The sequence below is a fragment of the Gemmatimonadota bacterium genome (assembly GCA_021295815.1).
Taxonomy (GTDB): domain Bacteria; phylum Gemmatimonadota; class Gemmatimonadetes; order Longimicrobiales; family Gaopeijiaceae; genus JAGWBQ01.
The window spans coordinates 74,730-91,296 of sequence record JAGWBQ010000010.1 but is presented as its reverse complement, the minus strand read 5'-3'; the positions used below and the strand labels follow the sequence as shown (position 1 = coordinate 91,296).

Annotated in this window: 11 protein-coding genes; 2 read left to right on the top strand and 9 right to left on the bottom strand. The window is 66.8% G+C overall.

Annotated elements, in window-relative coordinates:
- Positions 1–246 (bottom strand): hypothetical protein (locus J4G12_05915; protein ID MCE2455343.1); only part of this gene is annotated, 246 nt, incomplete at its 3' end.
- Between the two features lie 355 nt (positions 247–601).
- On the opposite strand from J4G12_05915, the gene J4G12_05910 reads away from it, so the two are divergent.
- Positions 602–970 carry a FeoA domain-containing protein gene (locus tag J4G12_05910; GenBank protein ID MCE2455342.1) on the top strand — a complete coding sequence of 123 codons (369 nt, stop codon included), beginning with the start codon at positions 602–604 and terminating at the stop codon, positions 968–970.
- 98 nt (positions 971–1,068) lie between these two features.
- Positions 1,069–2,829: a ferrous iron transporter B gene (locus J4G12_05905; GenBank protein ID MCE2455341.1), complete on the top strand. Its 1,761-nt coding sequence runs from the start codon at positions 1,069–1,071 to the stop codon at positions 2,827–2,829.
- Between the two features lie 65 nt (positions 2,830–2,894).
- On the opposite strand, the gene J4G12_05900 is transcribed toward J4G12_05905, so the two are convergent.
- The 8 genes from J4G12_05900 to J4G12_05865 all read right to left on the bottom strand — a co-directional run bounded on the left by J4G12_05900 (position 2,895) and on the right by J4G12_05865 (position 16,541).
- Positions 2,895–5,321 (bottom strand): penicillin acylase family protein, encoded by a 2,427-nt coding sequence (locus J4G12_05900; GenBank protein ID MCE2455340.1) that lies wholly within the window; start codon positions 5,319–5,321, stop codon positions 2,895–2,897.
- A 261-nt stretch (positions 5,322–5,582) separates the two neighbouring features.
- Positions 5,583–7,061, bottom strand: coding sequence for a sodium/proline symporter (locus J4G12_05895; GenBank protein MCE2455339.1), 1,479 nt, complete (start codon positions 7,059–7,061; stop codon positions 5,583–5,585).
- Between the two features lie 208 nt (positions 7,062–7,269).
- Positions 7,270–8,508 carry an aspartate aminotransferase family protein gene (locus tag J4G12_05890; GenBank protein MCE2455338.1) on the bottom strand — a complete coding sequence of 413 codons (1,239 nt, stop codon included), beginning with the start codon at positions 8,506–8,508 and terminating at the stop codon, positions 7,270–7,272.
- 147 nt (positions 8,509–8,655) lie between these two features.
- Entirely contained in the window at positions 8,656–9,255 is a 600-nt protein-coding gene (locus J4G12_05885) for a hypothetical protein (GenBank protein MCE2455337.1), read from the bottom strand.
- On the bottom strand, positions 9,252–11,060 hold the full coding sequence (locus J4G12_05880; protein MCE2455336.1) for a hypothetical protein: 1,809 nt from the start codon (positions 11,058–11,060) through the stop codon (positions 9,252–9,254). The genes J4G12_05885 and J4G12_05880 overlap by 4 nt, the downstream gene beginning before the upstream one ends.
- A gap of 141 nt (positions 11,061–11,201) precedes the next feature.
- Entirely contained in the window at positions 11,202–12,644 is a 1,443-nt protein-coding gene (locus J4G12_05875; GenBank protein ID MCE2455335.1) for a CoA-acylating methylmalonate-semialdehyde dehydrogenase, read from the bottom strand.
- Between the two features lie 29 nt (positions 12,645–12,673).
- A complete protein-coding gene (pckA, locus tag J4G12_05870; protein ID MCE2455334.1) occupies positions 12,674–14,263 on the bottom strand; it encodes a phosphoenolpyruvate carboxykinase (ATP) in 1,590 nt (529 codons plus the stop codon).
- Positions 14,256–16,541, bottom strand: a complete 2,286-nt coding sequence (locus J4G12_05865) for an NADP-dependent malic enzyme (GenBank protein ID MCE2455333.1) — start codon at positions 16,539–16,541, stop codon at positions 14,256–14,258. Before J4G12_05865 ends, pckA begins: the two co-directional genes overlap by 8 nt.
- Between the last annotated feature and the right edge of the window lie 26 nt (positions 16,542–16,567).

Genomic DNA, 16,567 nt, shown 5'->3' with positions numbered 1-16,567 from the left:
ACCCCCTTCCGCATCGACTCGCACAAACCGGACAGGGTAGGTCTTCCCTGACCACGAGCCATCCGACATGGTGAAACTCGCGGGTTTTCCGTCGGGGCCGAGGTGCTCGTAAACCGTCAGCGCCGCGTCTGGCGGGTCGTCCACCGGTGTGGGGGATTCGCCGCAGGCCACGAACACCGTCGCGGCGAGAGGCAGGAGCAGCACTGTCACGAGGGCGCGGATGGGGAGCTTCGGGGTTCCGGTCATCTCGGTCCGTCGTAAAGGGTGAATCCGTCACCGTGGAACATGGGGACGTTCGCCGGGAGCGCAAACCATATGAGCATATACGCACATGTATGCTCATGAACCATCTCGGTCTCGGTCGTCGCCGTCCCTCGGGCCGCCGCCACGTCGCGCCGGGCGGTGCGGGCGCTCGCGCCCAACGCCTCCCCCTAGCTCGCGTTGCCGGAGGAGGGTGACATCCTTCCGTGGTTAGGGTAACTTTCGCACCGAACGGATTTCGAGCCCGCACGGAATGAAAGTTGCTTGCCATGACGCGATGTCGATAGACACTTCCCGCCGATCCCGACCCTCGTCCGAGAAGGATCGGCGCATATCCCTGATGGACGCGCTTCCTCTGACCGAGATGGAGCTCGTCGAGATCGGACTCTCCCCGGAGGAGGCCGCTCCGCTGCTCGACAGCGGCATCGTGCCCGGCTGCTCTCTCTGCCGGGTGCGCGCGACACCCTCCGGCGACACCGTCGTGAGCGCCGACGGCGTCTGCTTCGCTTTGCGGAAGGAAACGGCTCGGCTCCTCTGGGTGAAGCCGCAGGCCGAGTGCGACCTCCGCAAGGTCCTCGACAAACGCGGCGCCGCTTCACAACACGAAGCGAGCGGGACTGAAAGCACCGACTCCGGCACGAAAGGCGAGCTCGCCCCCGAAACGCTTTCCGACGAGAACCAGGGACCGGCGACGCCCGAGGTTTCCTGACTCCTCTCGTCGCCGTCGTCGGCCCCCCCAACGCGGGCAAGACGACGCTCTTCAACCGGCTCACCGGTCTCAGGCAGAAGGTCGCCAACTACCCCGGCGTGACCGTCGAGAAGCACAAGGGAACGGTCGAACTCGGAGGTGGCAGGAGGGTCGAACTCGTCGACCTGCCCGGCATGCGCGCACTCTCCGCCCGCTCCCTGGACGAACGAGTGACCCTCGACGTTCTTCATGGGAGGATGGAGGGTACGGCCAAGCCCGACGCGATCGTGCTCGTGGTCGATACCACCCGGGCCGAGACCGACCTCATGCTGCTCGATCCGCTGCTGGAGTTCGGTCTTCCGACCTTCGTCGTGCTGAACATGTTCGACGAACTGGAAGCCAGGGGCGGAACGCTCGACCCGGAGCTGTTCAGCGCTCGCACCGGAGTCGGCGCGTGTCGTTCGGTGGCCCGCTCGGGGGTCGGCATGGACGAGCTTCTCGGTTTTCTTCTTTCGGTCAAGCCGCGCGGGGAGGAACGCGGTCACCCGCTGATCGGCGCCGGTTCGCCTCCCGGCCGACGGCTGCCTACGGTGGACGACCTGGTCGCCCGTCGGGGTCAGCTCCAGCGCCTGCTGGCCCGCTCCGGTCATCGCGCCCCGGGGCCTTCGCGCTGGACAAGACGGCTCGACGCCATCTTCCTGCACAGGCTTGCGGGACCGGCGGTCTTCCTGGCGGTGGCGGCTCTCGTCTTCCAGGCCATCTTCGCCTGGGCGGCCCCGCTGATGGATCTGGTGGACCGTGCGGTGGGCGCGTCGGGGGCCTGGCTCGATTCCTCCCTGCCGGAGAGCTGGTTCAGCAGCCTGCTCGTGGACGGGGTGTGGGCGGGTGTCGGCGCGGTGGTCATCTTCCTGCCGCAGATACTCGTGCTCTTTCTGTTTCTGGGAGTCCTCGAGGACTCGGGGTATCTCGCTCGGGCCGCGACGATAGCGGATCGACTCATGTACCGCATCGGCCTGCAGGGACGGGCCTTCCTGCCGCTGCTCTCCGGGTACGCCTGCGCCATACCGGCCATCCTCTCGGCTCGAACGGTCGAGAACGAGGACGATCGGCTCGCCACCATCTTCGTCACGCCCTTCATGACCTGTTCGGCCAGGCTCCCCGTCTACGCGTTGCTCATCGCCGCCTTCATCCCGGCCGGACCGCTGCTGGGACCGTTCTTCGGAACCCAGGCCGCGACTCTTCTGGCGCTCTATCTGCTCGGTATCTTCGCGGCCGTCGGAACGGCCTTTCTCCTCCGGCGCACCCTGCTGCGGGCGCCGAGAGCGGCATTCATCCTCGAGCTTCCGCCCTACCGCTGGCCGACCGTGCGCTCCATCGGTCTGCGACTTCTGGACCGGTCCCGTATTTTCCTGGGTCGGGCGGGCAAAATGATTCTGACGGTCTCGGTCGTGCTCTGGGGGCTCTCCCAGTTCCCCCGGGTCGACGGCGAGCCTCCGCCGTTCGAGGAAAGCGCCCTGGCTTCGACCGGCCGCGTGATCGAGCCGCTGATCGAGCCGCTCGGCTACGACTGGCAGGTGGGCGTGGGAATCATATCGTCGCTCGCCGCCCGCGAGGTCATCGTTGGGACGCTCGGCGTCATCTACGGCGTCGGCGATGACGCGGACGAGAGCTCGGAGGGTCTTCTGGACGCGCTCCAAGCGCAGTTGGAGCCGGCGGCGGCGATGGGGCTGCTCCTCTTTTTCGCGTTCGCGCTCCAGTGCATGTCCACCGTGGCGGTCATGCGACGAGAGACAGGCGGCTGGAAATGGCCCGCGCTCCAGTTCGCATACATGCTCGCGCTGGGTTGGGTCGGAGCGTTCCTGGCGTACCGACTGCTTTAGTCATGGTCGGTTCATCTTCCGATCTTGCACCGAACCGCAGGATGTTAGACCAAACCTGAAAAGAATCAGCCCCCCGGCGTCAAGGCGATGCGCAGCGACTCCACCGACTCGACCCGATCCCGCGAGTAGTAGACCGGGTGGAAGCGATCCGCGGCCCACTCCTCGAACAGATTCCGGTAAAAGGGCGATTCGGGATCGCCGCTCTGTCCCGGATTGTTCATGCCGACCGAGCGGTCCCAGTCTCCGGTGTCCACGATGATGCGGAACGACGCCCCTGAGGTCTGGTTGTCGCCGTTGCCGGTCTGGTTCACTGTGAAGCCGTAACCGCCGCGGGGAAGCGGACCGACCTCGAGCAGGGCCCGCGTCTCGGCGTCGACCGCGTTGCTCAGCGGATGGCGGAGGTAGATGTGGTGATAGTCCTCCTGGCCCCACGTCCAGCCGCCCGAGTCAGGGCCGAGCTTGGTGGTCAGCTTCGCCATCGCACCCTCCAGCGCCTCCAGCAGGATCCCGTCTCGAGCGGCCAGGGGGTCGTCTCCGAACTCGCCCGGAGGCACCGACAGGGCCTCGATGGTCTTGTGCAGAGAAATGGTCATCGAGACCCCGTCCGGCACCAGGCGCTCGCGCACCAGTCTGCGCAGCTCCGCCTCCCAGGCGACGTAGAGACCGGCGGCGGTCGAGCCGGCGCTCACGCGGCGGTCCCAATCGAGCAGGAGTTCCATCGCCCTGCGCACGCGGTTTTCCGGCGGCTCGACATCCTTCAGCATGGGCACGAGCTGACGCGCAGGGATGGATAGCTCGTCGGTCTGGAGTTTCATCATGTCGCCGATGGAGAAGCGCGTCCCGCTCCCCAGCACTTCAACGATGCGCAGCCAGCGGTAGGGGTCGGACCATGAGAAGCCCACCGCGTCCATGTACTCGTAGTCGCGCGGGACGAGGTCGTTGTTCGCGGTTGCGAAGTAGCCTTCCTGCGGGTTGAAGACGTGAGGTTTGGCGCGCATGGGCAGGTAGCCGTCCCACTCGTAGCGCCCGTCGCCGGGGACGGGCACCAGTCCGCTCCAATTGCGACGGATGGGGGCGATGCCCACCGATTGCCAGCCGATGTTGCCCTCGCGATCCGCCCACACCATGTTCTCGCCGGGAATGTTCGAGTAGGTGCAGGCCTCGACGAACTCCTCCCAGGTCTTGGCCTGATCCATGCGTAGCGACGCCAGGTAGGGAGCACCCCCGATCTCCATCCAGCCCGCGCGCACGGCGTAGGCGAGACCCCGCTCGCGGTCCTCGAAAACGACCGGTCCGTGGCGGGTGTATCTGAGCTCGGCGACGTGGTTCTCCTTCCCTTTCACCGGAATGCTCTCGCGGACGACCGTCATCGTCTCCCAGCTTCCCCGGTAGCGGTATTCGAGCGGGTTCTGGGGATTGGTCCGGTAGACGTAGAGATCCTCGGCGTCGGTGGCGAAGACGGTGAGTCCCCAGGCGCCGTGGCCGTTGTGACCGATCGACACCCCGGGCAGGCTCGGCTCGCCGCCGCCGATGACGTTCCATCCCGGGCCCACCAGGTGCACCCAGTAGCGGAGCGAGGGAGCCGCCTGAACTCGGTGCGGGTCGTTCGCCATCATCGGATAGCCGCTCTCGGTGTAGCGACCGTTCACCACCCAGTTGTTGGAACCGATGTCCGCCTCCGAGTCGTATTCCGGCGCAGCGCTCGCGAGGGCGGCCGCGCGTTCCAGCATCGCGAAGCTGTCGGCGTCGCCCCGATGTTCGGCGACGATGTCTTCCGGGCGAAAGCGCACCGGACCGCGGAAGGCGTTGTAGATCCCGAGTATGTCTTCGGAGAGAGCGTCTCCGTCTATCGCGGGATCGAGCGAAAGGTCGGGGTCTCCGGGACCGAAGCTGCCGGCGCGCTTGACCGCCTCCGCCCCTATCGCGGCGACCCGGCGTCCGACTGCGAGCTCCTGGCCGATGTTGCCGAGCAGCCCCTGATGGCGCGAAATGACGATCTCGGGAGTCCACTCCCCGGGCTCGATGCCCAGCAACCCGAACTCGACGGGAAGAAGGTCGGGGTCGTGCCGCGTCCGGTCGATGTAGGCGTTGATGCCGTCGACGAACGCGCCGATTATCATCTCGCCCTTGGGATGATAGTGGTTGAGCTCCTGGGTCAAATCCCGTCTGAACCTGAAGAGTCGGGTGCCGATGTCCCGGCGGAGCTCACGTTCTCCAAGGATCTCGGAAACGGTCCCGCTCGCCTGCCTTCTCCACATCTCGAGCTGGAAGAGACGGTCGCGGGCGGCGTTCCACCCCTGAGCGAAGAAGAGGTCGCGCTCGCTCTCGGCGTAGATGTGGCTGATGCCCCAGTGGTCCACGATGATCTCGACGGGATGGTCGAGGTCGGGCAGCGTCAGCTCGGTGCGATCCTGGGCGACGAGAACGACCGGCATTTGGATGGCTGCCGCGAGTGTGAGCCAACGGATGAGGGTGGCGGAGCGGACGGACATGCTCAAGGAAGTGCGCCAACAAGCGAGATTTTCGCGCTCACTGACGGCCTCTTCGCTAAGTGCCATGTCCCGTGACAGTCACGAAATCCCGCCACTCATCGGTCTTTCCATAATGTTTCTTGCGTTTGTCCTTCGTGTCGGAGTACGCCTGACAGGGAGGGGAAGCGTAGTAGCCCAACGCGGCACCACCGGCGCCGCAGAACAGGTCCAGCAGCCGGGGGCGACCTGGCCCGCGAAGATTAACCGAAACCGTGACCGGAGTCAACGCAGCCGCTTCGGTCCGCCGGCCTCCCCCCGCACCTCGTTCAGGAGCTCCACCGTCTCGGAGCGGTGGCGGGTCAGCAGGCTTACTCCGACGCAGAGAGCGAAGCCTGCGGCGAAGCCGGGAATCATCTCGTAGAGATCGTAGAACCGCGTCTTCAGCGACGGCTGTCCGAAGAGATCCGCGGTCCAGAGCGCCGCCGCCAGGAAGCCGCCCACCATTCCGGCTACCGCGCCCTTGAGCGTGGTCCGCGACCAGAAGAGCGAGCAGAGCACGACCGGCGTGAAGGCGCTCGCTATGCCGGACCAGGCGAAGAGCACGAAGGTGAAGATCACCCGGTTCTCGGCGAGTGCGATCAGCACGCCCGCGAAGCCGAGGATCACGGTGACGAGCTTGCCGAGCCTGGTCAGGTCGCGTTCGCCGATCTTCAGCTTGAGCGCCTTCTGTCCGACATCTCGCACCACGGCCGACGACGCCCACAGCAGGAGCGAGTCGACAGTGGACATTATCGCCGCGAGAACGACCACCAGGACGATCCCGGTCACGACAGCCGGGAAGAGCGCCGCGCTCATCTCCGGCAGTACGGTCTCCGGGTCGGCCAGTCCGGGAAACAAGGTCCTTCCCGCCATCCCAGCGAATACGGCGCCCACGTCGAAGCCGATCACGCAGAGCACCGCCCAGAGTCCGCCGTCCCGGATCTGCTTCTGATTCCTTGCCGCCATGAACCGAGTCAGGAGTTGCGGCGATCCCAGAAAGGCGAAGCCTATGGCGACGTAACCGACTGCGGTCAGCGCACCGGCCAATCCTCCCTCCGCACCCATGGGAGCCAGCAAGGCCGGATCCGCGTCGCGCAGGGCGGCCATGGTCGCATCGAATCCGCCGGCCTCGCTCATCGCCACCAGAGGCAGCACGATCAGGCAGCCGAGCATGAGGGCTCCCTGCACGAAGTCGGAGTACGCGACCGCCTTGAATCCGCCCACCGTGGTATAGAAAAGGACGATCAGGAGACCGAGCCAGACGCCCCACTCGTACCCGGTGTCGAGGAAGGAGTCGAAAGCCTTGCCCGACGCGGTGAACTGGGCTGCTGCGTAAGCGGTGACCATCGTGATGGCGATCACCGCGCCGATCCAGCGGAAGAGGTGGCGGCGGTCGCCGAACCGGTGGGCGAGGTAGTCGGGAACGGTGATCGCGCCGATCCTGTCGGTGTAGGCCTTGAAGGGTCGGGCGACGAAGACCCAGGCGCACGCCACGCCCAGCACCTCGCCGACTATCACCCAGAAGGCGTGGACCCCGACCAGGTAGCCCATGCCGGTCAACCCCAGCAGCAGCCAAGCGCTCTCGCCGGTCGCGTTGCTCGAGAACGCGATCACCCACGAGGGCAGTCGCTTGCCGGCGATGTAATAGCCAGCCATGTCGCCCGAGGCTCGGCGCGCCCACAGTCCGATGGCGAGCAGGACCGCGAGGTATCCGACGAGCACCGCGACGACCGCGCTCAGCCGTCTTCTCCTCTGCGCCCGTCACCACCGCTCCGAAAGCGCGAAACCAGTACGAGCGCGAGTCCGGGGATTACCCCGAGCGCGAGCAGAGCCCAGGCCTCGGCGGGCATCTCAGCGCATCAGGCGTCGGCTGCGACCGCGAGCGGCGGACGGCTGCCGGGCCTTGGGCGGGACGGACGGGAGGGCGCCCTCACTCGGCCTTCTCGCAGGCGCGAGCCAGCTTCTCCAGCCCTTCGGCTATCTCGTCGGCGGTGACGAGTAGCGACGGCCCGATGCGCACCACGGTACCGTGCAGGCCGCCTTGCCCGACCAGCAGGCCCTCCTCGCGAGTGGCCTCCATGAGCCGGGCGATCCTCTCCTGATCGGGCGTCTTGGACGCGGGGTCCTTCACGATCTCCAGGGCTTGCATGAGCCCCATCCCGCGCACGTCGCCGATCCACGGATGGCGTGCCTGGATGGCTTCGAGGCCGACCCGCAGCTCGCCGCCCCGCGTCTCCGCGTTCGCCGGCGCGGCGTTCTCCGCCAGCACGTCCTGGGTGGCGCAGAGAGCGGCCATGCTCGGCGGGCTGCCGCCGAAGGTCGAGATGGTCTTGCCTCGCCAGGCGCGCGCCACCTCGTCGCTGGCGATGGTGGCTCCTACCGGCGCACCGTTGGCGATTCCCTTCGCCATCACCATGATGTCGGGCTCGACCCCCCAGTGTTCGATCCCGAACCAATGCTTTCCGCAGCGTCCGAAGCCCGCCTGCACCTCGTCTATCACGAGCAGACCGCCTCTGGAGCGGATGATCTCGGCGGCGCCCTGGAAGTACTCCGGCGGAGGCACCACGTAGCCGGCCACGCCCATGACCGTCTCGGCGATGAACGCGGCGGGCCGACCGTTGGTGGTGGTGACGATCGTCTCCTCCAGGTCCGCCAGGTAGTAGTCCACGCAGCCGTCCGAGCACCCGCCTCCGCACGGACAGCGATACGGATTCGGGGCGCGGGCGTGCTTGACCCCGGCAACCGGCGTCGACAGGGGGCGCCATCCCGAGTGAGCGGTGACGCTCGTCGCCATGAACGAGCGGCCGTGGTAGCCGATGCGCAAGGCCACGATCTCGCTGCGCCCGGTCGCGAGACACGCCATCATGAGAGCGGTCTCGATCGCTTCGGTCCCGGAGTTGGTGAAGAAGGTACGCCTGAGTTTGCCGGGAGCTATGCGCGCGATGCGTCGGGCCGCCTCGACCTGCGGCTCGGTGGCGTATAGCGTCGAGGTGTGACCCAGCCTGGCCATTTGATCGGCCACAGCCGCGGTCACTCTGGGATGACAGTGCCCCACCGACGTGGTCAGGATACCGCTGAAGAGATCGAGGTACTCTCTTCCGTCGGCGTCCCGCACACGGGCGCCTTCCCCTTCCGCGAGCACGAGCGGCTCCGAGTAGAGGTGGAGCATGGAGGGCAACAGCAGGTCGCGCTGCCCGTCCAGAACCGCCTCCCTCGTGTTCAACCTTCCGTATCGGGTGCGGCAGCCCGTTGTGTATCCGGGCTGCCGTCAATTAAGCCTGCCCGGCTCATCGCCGAGCGTCCGTCCCTACCTCGATCAACCGCCTACCAACCGGAACTGGAACCCGAACCCCGCAGTCAGGGCTATGCCGTGGCCGCCTCCCGCGACGGCGTCGTCCGTCAGGTAGTACAGATAGGAGAGGAACGGACGAGCCCTGAAGGCCCCGCGGCCCCAGGTGGTCCCGACGCTGATCAAGGCGCCCAGGCCCTGGGACGGATCCGAAGGCGGCAGTTGGGTCAGCTCCGCCGGGACGCCCTTGGACGCTCCGTAGGCGGCCCCGACTCTCAGCCAGCCGCCACCCCGGTTCAACTCGGCTCCAACCACGCCGTGCTGGGCGGTCAGCACCGGGTTGATGGTCCTGCAGTAGGCGTTCTCGCAGCCGTAGGCGGTGCGAGCGTAGCCGCCGAAGACGGAGAGAGATTCGCTCAGTCTGTATCCGAACAAGGCGTGGTAGGACAATTCGGCCGCGGTTTCCAGGCCGGCCGCGGAGGAGCTGTGCCCTCCGATCGATCCGCCACCGCCCAGTTCGATCGTGATGTCACCAGGCCCCGACACCTGCGCGGCCGCGTCCGAAGACGAACCCGCCGCAACGAGCGCAAGCAGGGTCGCGGTCAAGCCGATTCTTGAAATAGTCATCGAATTTCATCCTCGAAAATGGGGAGCCCGGCGCTGATGGCGATCACGGCGCCGTCCGCAGCCGACACGCGGGCCAGGTCGCTGGTGATGGCCGTGACCTGTCCCGACTCCGGGTTCACGACAATGGCGGAGGCTGCCTGGCTGTTGTGGTCGAGGTACGCCGGACCCGCCGGGCCGTCGACCTTGATCCGGTCGAGTTCGTGGGTCCATGTCGCCTCGAAGGGGAGGGCGAACGTGAAACCTGCGCCGCCGTTGCCGTTCCTGTGGGGAGTGAAGCGATGGGAGAAGAGGATCGAGCCGTCCGCGGTCACGCCCTCCAGCGAATACTCTCCTACGCCGTCCGGGGTCAGCGGACCGCTCTCGATCACGTAGGAAGGATAGAACTCGATTCCACCACCGCGGATCACGCCGCCCGAGACGTAGAGTCGGGGGATCCGATCGGCGGGCGCGGCGTCGGCGAACGGCTCGGTCTGTCGGAACTCGATCGCCCGCTGGAAGTGGAAGTCGCTCACCCAGGTGGGGTCGCAGTAGCTCATGTCGTCCTTGAAATCGAACGGAGGCATGAGCCGGCCGCCCTCGACGTTGTAGCCCCAGATGCCGATGTCGCCCTCTCCGTATGGAAACGCCGGGTCCGGGTCACCCGCTCCGCCGCAGGGAGCGTGATACAGACTCATGTTGTGGCCGAGCTCGTGAGCCATGACGTCGTCCCAGTCGCCGCCGACGCTCCAGGGTCGGGCGACCCATCCCAGCCCTCCGTAGGCGGAGCCCGGTGGAAGATCGGTCGTACCGTAGTAGTAGCCTTTGTGGTCCTCGACGGATCGAAGTAACCCGATCTCCGCGAGCCACCGGCTCCACCCGTTCCCGCTTCGTATGTCCTGGTCCGTGGTGAAGATCTCGTGGACGGTGATCTCGAAGTCGGAAATCGGGCGCAGAGCCCGCGTCAGCCTCGTGTCGTTGCCGGTGGTGGTGAGCCTGTTCGCCCAAGTGATCCCGTCGGTGTTACCAGGGAAGAGGCTCTGCAAGGTGGGAACCACCATCAACCTCATGGTTTCGAGCTGGATCACGTTCATCGCCACCCTTCCCGTGGCCGGCCAACGTTTCGACGAGCCCGCCTTGAGCGGAATCACGTCGTTCACGTCCATGTCGAGCACTATTTCAAGTCCTTCCTGGATGTGCTCCCCGGGGATCACCGCGTTATAGGATCGGTCGAGCCTGCCCTCGTCAACCCGTTCCGGCAGGTAGTCGCCTTCCGGCGTCATGGTGACCGAGTAGACCTCTTCGTCGCCCAGGTAGAGCATCGCCTTGACCGAAGGCTCGTAGAAGCTGCCTTCGTCGCCCAGGACGAACGCCCGGAGCAGGCCGGCCCTGCCCGCGATCGTACGAACTCCGGCGGACTGGTTCTGCGCGGCCTGGTTGAGGTAGAGCACGGCCCTTAGGGCTACCTCGTCGGGCTGGACCTTGACCGAGACGGCCGCGCTCTTACCGGCAACCCGGGCGATGGCGTTGTTGAAACCTCCCCGGAGTCCCTCGACCGAGCCGTCCGGCCCTATCTTCAGGCCGGCGCCGGTGATGTTCCACTGAGGCGGGGCCCAGGTGGGGGGGGACGGCATCTCGCGATCGTTCTGGTCGAGCACCACCACTCTGAGCGTACCGGTCTGTCCCTCCTGGATGAAGAGGTCCTGGGGTTCGATACGGATGGTGGTCGCCTCGCTGGCGGGTTCGAGCGAGATGGTCTCGCAGGCGACGAGCAAGGTTGCCGTTGCGGCCGATACCACCATTGACAGGTGGCGCAGGTTCGGATTCATGCTGGTTCCTCCGTTGGGGGTGGGAGTTGGCTTACGCCCGGGCTCCTAAAATCTTACCATGTACCGGCAGACGGGGAAAGACTGCCGGCCGGCCGTCGAACGTGCACGGGGCGGCGGGGGCCGAAAACAGCGCGCGGAGCATCACCAGCGTTCGATCACCACCCGCTGATCGGTATAGAACGACACCGCGTCCCTTCCCTGCGCCTTCAGGTCTCCGTAGAAGCTCGCCCGGGCCCCGCCGAACGGGAAAAAGGCCATGGGAGCCGCCACGCCGACGTTGACCCCGATCATGGAGATTCCGGCGCGGTAACGGAACTCGCGCGCCTCCTTCCCGCTCGTCGTGAATATCGAACAAGCGTTGCCGTGGCTGCTCCGGCCGAGCATTTCCAGCGCGGCGTCGACGGAGTCGGCCCGATTGAGCGCCGCGACCGGCCCGAAGACCTCCTCCGATCCCAGCTCGCTCTCCGGTCTGACCTGCTCGAAGACGGTGGGGCCAAGCCAGTAGCCCGACTCCAGACCCGCCACCGTCGCGCTTCTGCCGTCGAGGGCGAGGCCGGCTCCCTCGGCCTCCGCTCGGTCGATGTAGCCTTGCACGCGCGCCCGGTGCGCCTCCGAGATGACGGGACCCATGCCGGTCTCAGGTTCCAGACCGTCGCCCAGGCGGATGGAGGCCGCGTGGTCCAGGAAGCGTTCACGGAGCGGAGCGTGCGCATCTCCAACGCCGACTATCACGCTCCCCGCCAGGCAGCGCTGCCCGGTCGAACCGAAGATCGAAGCCGAGCAGGCCTCGGAGGCCCGGTCGAGATCGGCGTCGGGAAGCACGATCAGATGATTCTTGGCTCCGCCGAGGGCCTGGACCCGCTTCCCGCTGCGGGCGGCTCGGGCGTAGACCGCCCCCGCCGCGGCGCTCGAACCGACGAAGGAGACGCCGGCCACGTCCGGATGGTCGCAGATCGCCTCCACGCAGGTCCGGTCGCCATGGACCACGTTCAGCACGCCGGCGGGCAGCCCAGCCTCCTCGGCGAGCGCGGTCACGCGCTGGTGGGTGAGCGGATCCTGCTCGCTCGGCTTGAGAACGACGGTGTTGCCGGTCGCCACCGCGTACGGCCAGAACCAGAGCGGGATCATCACCGGGAAGTTGTAGGGCGTGACCACGCCGAAAACACCGATGGGCTGTCGCCAGGTGGCGGAGTCGATCCCCGCCGCGACGCCCTCCACGGTGTCGCCCATCATCAGGGTCGGGACGCCGCAGGCGTGTTCGACGTTCTCGATGCCCCGCCGGATCTCGCCCCAGGTCTCCGCCACGGGCTTGCCGTGCTCGACCGTGAGTCGGCGCGCGAGCTCGTCGTGATGCTCGTCGAGGAGGGCCTTGAGGCGGAAGAGCGTCCGCGCCCTCTCCGGGGCGGGGGTGGCGCGCCAGGAGGGAAACGCATCCCTGGCCGCCTGCACCGCCAGGTCCACCTCGGCAGCCGAAGAGAGCGGGGTCCTTCCTATCTCCTCCCCGGTGGCCGGATTTGTGACCGCCAGCGTCCCGCCGCCGGACCTGCGCCAGGATCCGTCGATGTAGTTGGCGGCGTATTCCATAGATCTTCGGGCTCTCGGACTTCGTTCGGTCAGCTCGGTTTGGGCCCCGCCCCGGCCACCCCGTCCGCCACCTCGTCCCGGAAGCGCTCGAAGTTGTCGTGGAACATCCGGGCAAGCCGACCCGCGGCTGCGTCATACGCGGCAGGATCGGACCAGGTGGCGCGGGGGGTGAGGATATCCGCCGGAACGTCCGGGACCGCCCTGGGAACGGCGACGCCGAAGACCTCGTCCACGCGGAACGACCCGACCCGGAGCGCCCCGGACAGCGCCGCATCGACCATCGCGCGGGTGTACGGTAGGGCGACCCTGCTTCCGACCCCGTATCCGCCCCCGGTCCAGCCGGTATTGATGAGCCAGACGTCAGCGCCGTGGTTCGCGAGCAGCTCCCCGAGCATGGCCGCATACCGGGCCGGCGGTCTCGGCATGAAGGGCGCGCCGAAGCAGGCGCTGAAGGTGGCGGTAGGTTCGGTCACTCCTCGCTCGGTGCCCGCGACCTTGGCGGTGTAACCGGAGAGGAAGTGGTACATGGCCTGGTCGGGGCTCAGTCGGGAGATGGGCGGCAGGACCCCGAAGGCGTCCGCCGTAAGGAAGACGACGTTCCGGGGGTGACCGGCCCGGGAAGGCTCGATCGCATTCTCGATGAAGTGCACCGGGTACGAGGCCCGAGTGTTCTCGGTGATGGAGCGGTCGTCGAAATTCGCGGCGCGCGATCCGTTGAGCGCCACGTTCTCCAGGATGGTCCCGAACCTGCGCGATGCCCGGAAGATCTCGGGCTCGGTCCTTTCGGAAAGATCGATGGTCTTGGCGTAGCATCCGCCCTCGAAATTGAAGATCCCGTCCGGGCCCCAGCCGTGCTCGTCGTCGCCGATGAGACCACGAGCCGGATCGGCGGACAGAGTCGTCTTCCCCGTACCGGAGAGGCCGAAGAAGAGAGCCGCGTCGCCCTTTTCCAGCCCCACGTTGGCCGAGCAGTGCATGGGCAGCACGCCCTCGTCGGGAAGAAGGAAGTTGAGGACCGCGAAGATCGACTTCTTGATCTCGCCGGCGTACCGCGTCCCCGCGATCAGCACCTCCCTGTTCGTGAAGTCCGTGACGATAGCCGTCTCCGACGCCGTGTCGTGCCGCTCCGGAGAGGCCTGGAGCGAAGGCGCGTGCAGGATGGTGAAGTCAGGGACGAAATCGGCGAGTTCGGCTGCTGCCAGACGCAGAAACATGTTGCGCGCGAACATCGCGTGCCAAGCGCTCTCGGTGATCAACCGCACTCCCACCGCATGTCCGGGATGCGCTCCGGCCCGGGCGTCATGGACGACCAGCGGACGTCGAGCCAGATGGGCGATCAGGTCCTCGCGCAACGCCCGGGCTCCGTCGACCGAACATGGTCGGTTGTGGGCTCCCCAGCCCACAGCGCCGTCGGTGGCGTCGTCTCGGACGATGAAGCGATCGTTCGGCGACCGGCCCGTATGCGGCTCGGTGACGGCGGCGAAGGCTCCCATGTCGGTAAGGCGGCCCTCTCCTCGGATGAGAGCCAGCTCGCAGAGCTCGGCCGTGCTCCGGCGTGCGTGTACCCCTTTGGAAGGCGCCAGTCCGGGCGCCAGCGTGTTCGGGTCTAGCTCAGACATCGGTGGTGTTGTCGATTGATCTCGCGCGGGTCTGCCAGTCGACTGTCGCGATCGTCGCCAGGTTCACGATGTGCTGGACCGAACAACCCCGTTCGAGAATGTGGAGCGGCTTGGCCATCCCCAACAGAATCGGGCCGATCGAGTCGGCTCCTCCGAGGCGGTCGAGAAGCTTGTAGGCGGCGTTGGCGGCGGAAAGTCGTGAAAAGATGAGGACGTTGGCAGGTCCGCTCAGATGGGTGAATTGATAGATGTTCTCTAATTTCGCCTGATCCACGGCGGTGTCCGCCTGCATCTCGCCGTCGATCTCCAGTTCCGGATCCGCCGCGCGTACGAGCTCCACGGCCCTCGCCATCTTCAGAGACTCCTCGTGACGCACCGATCCGAAGTTGGAGAATGTAACCATAGCGACCCGGGGAGTAACGCCCAGCCTTCTGACGAAGGTCGCCGTCTGCACCGCGATGTCGCGCAGAGTCTCGGCGTCGGGGTCGATGTTGACCGTGGTGTCGGCCAGAAAAACGAGATCCCGATTCCGCAACGCGATCACGTGCAGCCCCGAGACGCGGTCGATGCCCTCTTCGGATCCCACCACGTGCAGCGCGGAGCGCAGGACCTCGCTGTACTTCGCCTCGATCCCCGCCACCATTGCGTCGGCGGCGCCGTCCTGGAGCATGGACAGGCCGAAATATACCGGTTTGAAGAGGTTCCATCTGGCCTCGGCGAGGGTCAGCCCCTTGCGAGCGCGCTTCCGGTAAAGCTCGTCGGCGTACCTGCGCCTCTCGGCTTTCATCTCGGCAGCGTAGACCACTTCGACACCGGACATGTCGAGACCCATCCACTCCGCCTTCTCCGCCACCCGGGGGGGCCTGCCCAGCAGGACTGGACGGCAGGCGCCCTCGGCCGCGAGCTCGGAAGCCGCGCGGATCACGTTCACGTTGTGACCCTCCGGAAAGACGACCCGAGCCGGTCTGGCGCGGGCGCGGGCGCGGGTGGCGCTCATCAGGGCGCGACCGGGCCCCAGAAGGGCGTGCAGGCTGTCGCGGTACTCCGCCAGGTCCAGCGCCTTGCGGGCGAGTCCGCTGCGGATGGCCGCTGCGGCGACGGCGGGCGCCACATAGAAGAGGACCCTGTGGTCGAAGGGCTTCGGGATCAGATAGTCCCGGCCGAAGCGGAGGTCGTTGTCGGAGTAGGCGCCCCGTACCGCCTCCGGCACCTCCTGACGCGCAAGCTCCGCCAGAGCGAGAGTGGCGGCGAGCATCATCTCCTCGTTGATCCCGCGCGCCCGGACATCGAGAGCGCCCCGGAAGATGAAGGGAAAACCGAGGACGTTGTTTACCTGGTTCGGGTAGTCCGAACGTCCGGTGGCGATGATGGCGTCGCCGCGCACCGCCCTCGCCTCCTCCGGGAGGATCTCGGGATCGGGGTTCGCAAGAGCGAAGATGATCGGGTCGCGAGCCATCGATCGGACCATCTCGGGTGAGACTATCCCCTTGACCGAGAGACCGATGAACACGTCCGCGCCGACGAGGCTCTCTTCCAGGGTCCTCGCCTCGGTGGCGACGGCGAAGGGCTCCTTGTACTCGTTCATGCCCGAGTCGCGCCCGTTGTGGATCACGCCCCGCGAGTCGCAGAGCACGATGTTCTCGGGAGAGGCTCCCAGCCGGCGCAGGTGGGACGCGGTGGAGAGCGCCGAGGCCCCCGCCCCGCTGAAGACGACTCGCACGTCCTCCACCTTCTTGTCCACGAGGTCCAGCGCGTTGAGGAACGCCGCCGCCGCGATGATCGCCGTGCCGTGCTGATCGTCGTGGAAGACCGGGATGTCGAGAGTCTCCCGGAGCGTGCGCTCGATCACGAAGCACTCGGGGGCGGCGATGTCCTCCAGGTTGATTCCCCCGACTGTGGGGCCCAGCATCTCGCAGAAGCGGATCACGTCCTCGGCTTCGCGGGCGTCCACCTCGAGATCGAAGACGTCGATACCGGCGAAGCGCTTGAAGAGCACGCCCTTGCCTTCCATGACCGGCTTGGCCGCCAGCGGCCCGATGTTTCCCAAGCCCAGGACCGCGGTTCCGTTCGACACCACCGCCACCAGATTGCCGCGAGCGGTGTACTTGAACACGTCATCGGGCCTTTCGGCGATCTCGCGGCAGGGCTCCGCCACGCCCGGCGAGTAGGCCAGCGTGAGGTCGCGCTGAGTCGAGACCGACTTGGTCGGCACGACCTCGATCTTGCCCGGGCTTCCGGTGCTGTGGTATTCGAGCGCCTCTCTGCGGCTGCTTGCCATGGTACCTGACTCCTGATCTAAGACCG

What these genes read in the sequence shown, in the direction of transcription:
- J4G12_05910 (MCE2455342.1), top strand. Translation starts at nt 602, where the DNA reads ATGGACGCGCTTCCTCTGACCGAGATGGAGCTCGTCGAGATCGGACTC.
- J4G12_05900 (MCE2455340.1), bottom strand. Translation starts at nt 5,321, where the DNA reads ATGTCCGTCCGCTCCGCCACCCTCATCCGTTGGCTCACACTCGCGGCA.
- J4G12_05890 (MCE2455338.1), bottom strand. Translation starts at nt 8,508, where the DNA reads ATGCTCCACCTCTACTCGGAGCCGCTCGTGCTCGCGGAAGGGGAAGGC.
- J4G12_05885 (MCE2455337.1), bottom strand. Translation starts at nt 9,255, where the DNA reads ATGACTATTTCAAGAATCGGCTTGACCGCGACCCTGCTTGCGCTCGTT.
- J4G12_05880 (MCE2455336.1), bottom strand. Translation starts at nt 11,060, where the DNA reads ATGAATCCGAACCTGCGCCACCTGTCAATGGTGGTATCGGCCGCAACG.
- J4G12_05875 (MCE2455335.1), bottom strand. Translation starts at nt 12,644, where the DNA reads ATGGAATACGCCGCCAACTACATCGACGGATCCTGGCGCAGGTCCGGC.
- pckA (MCE2455334.1), bottom strand. Translation starts at nt 14,263, where the DNA reads ATGTCTGAGCTAGACCCGAACACGCTGGCGCCCGGACTGGCGCCTTCC.
- J4G12_05865 (MCE2455333.1), bottom strand. Translation starts at nt 16,541, where the DNA reads ATGGCAAGCAGCCGCAGAGAGGCGCTCGAATACCACAGCACCGGAAGC.